The 5,530-nt window shown below is 70.4% G+C and carries 4 protein-coding genes and 2 tRNA genes; all 6 read right to left on the bottom strand.

The window, feature by feature from the left end:
* Window positions 1-40: 40 nt before the first annotated feature.
* The 6 genes from E4O86_RS22195 to E4O86_RS22170 all read right to left on the bottom strand — a co-directional run bounded on the left by E4O86_RS22195 (window position 41) and on the right by E4O86_RS22170 (window position 5,310).
* Window positions 41-1,015, bottom strand: coding sequence for a lysylphosphatidylglycerol synthase transmembrane domain-containing protein (locus E4O86_RS22195; RefSeq protein ID WP_161142726.1), 975 nt, complete (start codon window positions 1,013-1,015; stop codon window positions 41-43).
* Complete coding sequence (locus E4O86_RS22190) at window positions 1,012-2,637, bottom strand: hypothetical protein (protein WP_161142725.1); 1,626 nt, start codon at window positions 2,635-2,637, stop codon at window positions 1,012-1,014. The genes E4O86_RS22195 and E4O86_RS22190 overlap by 4 nt, the downstream gene beginning before the upstream one ends.
* Window positions 2,627-3,604, bottom strand: a complete 978-nt coding sequence (locus E4O86_RS22185) for a glycosyltransferase (RefSeq protein WP_161142724.1) — start codon at window positions 3,602-3,604, stop codon at window positions 2,627-2,629. Before E4O86_RS22185 ends, E4O86_RS22190 begins: the two co-directional genes overlap by 11 nt.
* Window positions 3,605-3,830: 226 nt before the next feature.
* Entirely contained in the window at window positions 3,831-5,006 is a 1,176-nt protein-coding gene (gene tuf / locus E4O86_RS22180; protein WP_161142723.1) for an elongation factor Tu, read from the bottom strand.
* Between the two features lie 123 nt (window positions 5,007-5,129).
* Window positions 5,130-5,203, bottom strand: a tRNA-Gly gene (locus E4O86_RS22175).
* Window positions 5,204-5,225: 22 nt separating this feature from the next.
* Window positions 5,226-5,310, bottom strand: a tRNA-Tyr gene (locus E4O86_RS22170).
* Window positions 5,311-5,530: the final 220 nt, after the last annotated feature.

Raw genomic sequence — 5,530 nt, 5'->3', positions numbered from 1 at the left:
GGCGCCGCGGCCGCGCGGAGGCGATCGGCCGCCTCGCCGCTCACCGGCCGCCGTCCTCGCCGCCGGCTGCGCGCATGCGGCCCGGAAGGCCCCGCAGGCCGATGAAATCGCCGACGAAGGGCGCGCCCGCGATCGCGGGCAGCACGTAGCGGAGCGTGGCGAGCATCCCGAGCACCGCGCCGGCCGCGGGATCGAGGTAGCGGGCATAGAAGAAGACGATGGCGGCATCGCGCGTGCCGACGCCGGCGAAGGTGAAGGGCAGCAGGCCCACGAGGATCGAGAGCGTGGCGAAGGCCGCGTTCTGGAGCACGGGAACCGTCGCCCCGAGGGCCCGCGCGAAGACCCAGAACTGGAGGAGATGCGCGCCCCAGATCGCGACCGAGAGGAGCGTCACGCCGAGCGCCCCGCCGCCGCGGCGCCAGAACCACCGGGTCGTCGTCTCCCAGCTCGACGAGAAGCCGGCGAGCGCGGCGGCAATGCGCGCCGGCATGAGCCGCCCGAAATGCCGCAGCAGGAACGGCAGGAACGGGAACGGGCCGACGAGGAGGCCCATCAGCGCGAGCCCGCCGCCGACCGGCGCCAGGAAGAGGAAGAGGACCGGGCGCTCCTGCCCCACGACCAGGAGCCCGAGCACGCCCCAGAGAAGGAGCGACATCATGTCGAGCGCCTTCTCGAGCACCACGACCGAGAAGGCGAGACCCGGCTCCATCCCGTGCCGCCGGGCGAGGACGTGGCCCTTCGCGAGGTCTCCGAGCTTCGAGGGCAGGAAGAGGTTGAGCGTGCTCGCCGCGAGCACCAGCCGGTTCGATTCGAGGAAGCCGAGCCGGTAGCCGCGGACGAGCAGGGTGAGCCGCCAGGAGGTGAGCAGCGTCAGCGGCACGACGAAGAGGAGGCCGGTCGCGAGCCAGGCCGGATCGGCCGCCCGCATGGCGCGCGCAAGGCCCGCCACGTCGATCCACGCATAGAGGAGCGCCAGGATCGCCGCGCTGACGCAGAGACCGAGGAGCTTCTTCATCCGGCGGCATCCGGGAAGCGGCGCTCCACCACCAGCGTCTCGCCCGGCCGCAGCCGGCGGATTTCGGCCGTGAGGTCGAGGAAGGGCTGCAGCTGCGAGAGCTGGAAGACGCGCGCCATGATCGTGGTGATCGAGGTCTGGTGGGCGGAAATGCCGGCGCGCTCCACCGCCTCCCAGCCCGCCTCGGCGGCGATCTCGTCGCGCACCGTCCAGCCTCCGGCCGGATCCCGCTCGAACCGGCGCGTGAAGCGGAACGGCGCCGGCGACCGCCCGGTCACGAGCACCTTCTGCAGGAGGCGGCGGACGAGATCGGGGAAGTAGCGCCCGACGCTCACCATCATGAGCCGGAGGGCGACGTTCTTGAGCGGCGTGAGCGACGCGCTCTTCGCCCAGGCCATCGCGCCGGTGCTGACGATCCGGTCCGGCTCGACGGTGACGCCGGCGCCGCCGAGATGGCAGACCGCCACCCGGCCGCTCCGGCGCATCCGGAACGTCACGCCGGTATCCCCGGCAAGCATCGTCCCGCCCGCGAAGATCTTGAAGACGCCGCCGCGTTCCGGCGCGCAGAAGAGCGCGATCTCGCCACGGCGGTCGGCGAGAAGCCCGGCATGCGGAAACCAGGCCCTGCCCTCGGCGGGAAGCGCGCCGGAGGCCTCGCGCCCGGTCCTGAAGTTGCGGAGCGTCAGCAGCCAGCCCCAGAGATGGTGGCCGATGATGCGGTCGTCCTCGTAGGACGGCGTCCGGCCCTCCACCAGCGGCCGGAGCGCGCGGTCGTTGATCGCGAGCGCCGTGGGGTTCCACGCGCCGGCGATCTCGAACCCGAAGGGGAAGAAGTTGAGCGTGGAGCGGCTCGAATATTCGCCACCCACCGTCCCGTCGGGATGAACGAAATGGGCGAGGAATTCGATCGCGGCCGCGATCGGCGGGCGAAGGCCGAGATCGGGACGGCGCCGGTCGAGATCGGCGAGGAGCCCGATCGTAAGAGAAAGATAGCCGAGATCGGCACCGCCATATTCGTCGAACCAGCCCTCGCCGTCCTGCCACGACAGGAGCCGCCGCAGGCGGCCGGCAAGCGCCTCCTCGAAGCCTTCCCCGGGGAAGCGCGCGCGCGCCCGCTCCAGGCAGGACAGGATGAGCGCCTCGTGATTGGAGAGCCGTCCGCTCTCGTGATGGCCGGCCAGCCAGCGCGCGCGGCGGAGCAGGAAACCGTCGATCTCCGGATCGGCGTCGAGACCGACGATCCCGGCCGCCTCGAAGATCGCGAAGAGCGAGAACGCGGCCGCGCCGGCCGCGCGCTCGTACGGGAAGTAATCGTCGCACGACCCGTCCGGATGGGCCGAGCGGGCGGCGAAGCGGATGCCCGCCTCCACCCAGTCCCGGACCGCCGGCGCGCCGCAATAGGGATTGTCCGGCAATTCGTCCATCGCCCAGACGAGCGCGAGCGGCAGCACGAATTCCTGCGACATGCCGCACGGGAAATCGATGATGCGGTAATGCCAGTAGGCGCGGTCGAAGCAGCCATAGGTGCGGCTTACCGGCGTCCGGTCGAGGAGCGTCAGGAGCTTCGGGATCTCGGGCAGCACCCGCGCCGCCACGGCCAGGCGGAGGGTCTCAATTTGCATCGGGCTCGCCGCCGGTCTCCGCCGCGCCCGGGCCGAACTGGGCGAGCCGCAGCCGGTACTGCGTGTCCTCGAGGAGGCGCCGGTTGATCCGGCTGAGCTCGCCGAGGAGCGCGCAGAGCCAGCAGAGGAAGGCTAAGATGAGGGCGATCGCCGCCATCACGAGGCTCGGCACGCGCGCCCGCTCGCTGCCGTCGAGATAGAGCACCAGCCAGCGCAGGCAGAGGACGGTGCCGAGAAAGAGCGGCGGGAGCCCGAGGACGAAGAAGGTCTGGCCGGGCCGGTAGACGAAGAGCGAGCGCAGGATCGAGATGCCGGAGCGCAGCACGTAGCGCGGAATGCTGCGCACCAGCCGCGACGGCCGCGTCTCGCCGTTGACGCGGATCGGCACCGACGCGATCCGGACCCCCGAACGGCCGGCCTGGATGATCGATTCGATCGTGTAGGTGTAGGAATCGAAGACGTTGAGCCGCATCGCGGCGTCGCGCGCGATGGCCCGGAACCCGCTCGGTGCGTCGGCGACATCGGCGCCGGAGGTGAAGCGGACCACCCAGCTCCCGAGCCGCTGCAGAAGCTTCTTGGCCGGGGAGAAATGCTCGATCTCGGAGATCGGCCGCGCGCCGACGACCATCTGCGCCCGCCGCTCGAGAATCGGCCGGACGAGGTGCTGGATGTCGTCGGCATTGTACTGGTTGTCCGCGTCGGTGTTGACGATCACGTCCGCGCCGACGGCGAGCGCGCGCTCGATGCCCGCCATGAAGGCCCGGGCGAGGCCGCGATTGGTCGGCAGGTCGACGATGTGATCGACGCCGCTTGCCCGGGCGACGTCGAGCGTGCGGTCGGTGCTGCCGTCGTTCACGACGAGCCACTCGACCGCATCGAAGCCGGGCACGCTGCGGGGCAGGCACGCCAGGGCCTGGCCGAGCGTCGCCTCCTCGTTGAGGCAGGGTATTTGGATGACCAGCTTCACGACAGCCCCGATGCGGCGCCGAGGTCTACCCGGAATCGGGGCCCGGTCCAACACCGCCCGGAGCCGGGCCAAGCAACCGGCGGCCCCGCCGCGCGCACCGAAAAGAAACAAGCGGGGCCCGGCGCCCCCTGCCCCTTCGTCCGGCCACCCGACGACCGGCGCGACGATGCCGGCCTCCCGATCCCGCGGACGGGCGCGCGGGGTGCGCGCCCTGCCCTTTGTCGGGTTACTCGATGATGGAAGCGACGATGCCGGCGCCGACGGTGCGGCCGCCCTCGCGGATGGCGAAGCGCAGCCGCTCCTCCATCGCGATCGGCACGATCAGCGACACCGTCATCTCCACGTTGTCGCCCGGCATCACCATCTCGGTGCCTTCCGGCAGCTCCACCACGCCCGTCACGTCCGTCGTGCGGAAGTAGAATTGCGGCCGGTAGTTCGTGAAGAACGGCGTGTGCCGGCCGCCCTCCTCCTTCGTCAGGATGTAGGCCTCGGCCCGGAACTTCGTGTGCGGCGTCACCGAGCCCGGCTTGCAGAGGACCTGCCCCCGCTCCACGTCCTCGCGCCCGACACCGCGCAGGAGCGCCCCGATATTGTCGCCCGCCTGGCCCTGGTCGAGCAGCTTGCGGAACATCTCAACGCCCGTGACCGTCGTCTTCTTGGTCGGGCGGATGCCGACGATCTCGACCTCGTCGCCGACCTTCACGATGCCGCGCTCGACCCGGCCCGTCACCACCGTGCCGCGCCCGGAGATCGAGAACACGTCCTCGATCGGCATCAGGAACGGCTGGTCGATCGGCCGCTCCGGCGTCGGGATGTATTCGTCGACCGCCGCCATCAGCGCGCGCACCGCGTTCTCCCCGATCTCCGGGTCGCGGCCCTCCAGCGCGGCGAGCGCCGAGCCCTTCACGATCGGGATGTCGTCGCCCGGGAACTCGTAGGAGGAGAGCAGCTCCCGCACCTCGAGCTCGACAAGCTCAAGCAGCTCCTCGTCGTCGACCTGGTCGACCTTGTTCATGAACACCACCAGCGCCGGAACGCCGACCTGGCGGGCAAGCAGGATGTGCTCGCGCGTCTGCGGCATCGGACCGTCCGCCGCCGACACCACCAGGATCGCGCCGTCCATCTGCGCCGCGCCCGTGATCATGTTCTTCACGTAGTCGGCATGGCCCGGGCAGTCGACATGCGCGTAGTGCCGCGCCGGCGTCTCGTATTCCACATGCGCCGTCGAGATCGTGATCCCGCGCGCCTTCTCCTCGGGCGCAGCGTCGATCTGGTCATAGGCCCGGAACTCGCCGAAATACTTCGTGATCGCCGCCGTCAGCGTCGTCTTGCCGTGATCGACATGACCGATCGTGCCGATGTTCACATGCGGCTTCGTGCGCGCAAATTTTTCCTTAGCCATCTCGCTCTTCCAGGGATGCGTATGCGGAGATTTTCGGCGGGGGTACTACGTTGCCGCGCCCCGTTGCGCAAGCCCGCAGGACAGGACGGAGAGCGATCCGGACCGCCGCCGGGCCTGGCGGATTGGAGCGGGTAGCGGGAATCGAACCCGCATATTCAGCTTGGAAGGCTGCTGCTCTACCATTGAGCTATACCCGCCGAAACCGTTTCGCCGGGCCGCTGGTGGAGGGGGTTGGATTCGAACCAACGTAGGCTAAGCCAACGGATTTACAGTCCGTCCCCTTTAACCACTCGGGCACCCCTCCAGCGGCGCGGGCCCGCAAGCCTCAGCCGAAAGCGGCAGGCCCGCGCCCGCGGGGTGCGGCCGGCTCGCTTCGGGCGCGACATATGCAGACGCCCCGACCGGGTGTCAACGGTTTGTGACCTTTCGTCCGCCGTGGCAGAACGGCTGCATGAAGGACAGAACGCGCCGCCGCCCCCTCCCCCGCGCCGCCGCGGCGGGCGCGCCCGGCCCGCGGCGCGCCG

This window comes from Propylenella binzhouense, from assembly GCF_009866965.1.
Classification (GTDB): Bacteria; Pseudomonadota; Alphaproteobacteria; order Rhizobiales; family Afifellaceae; genus Propylenella; species Propylenella binzhouense.
This window is presented reverse-complemented; position numbering and strand designations above follow the sequence as displayed.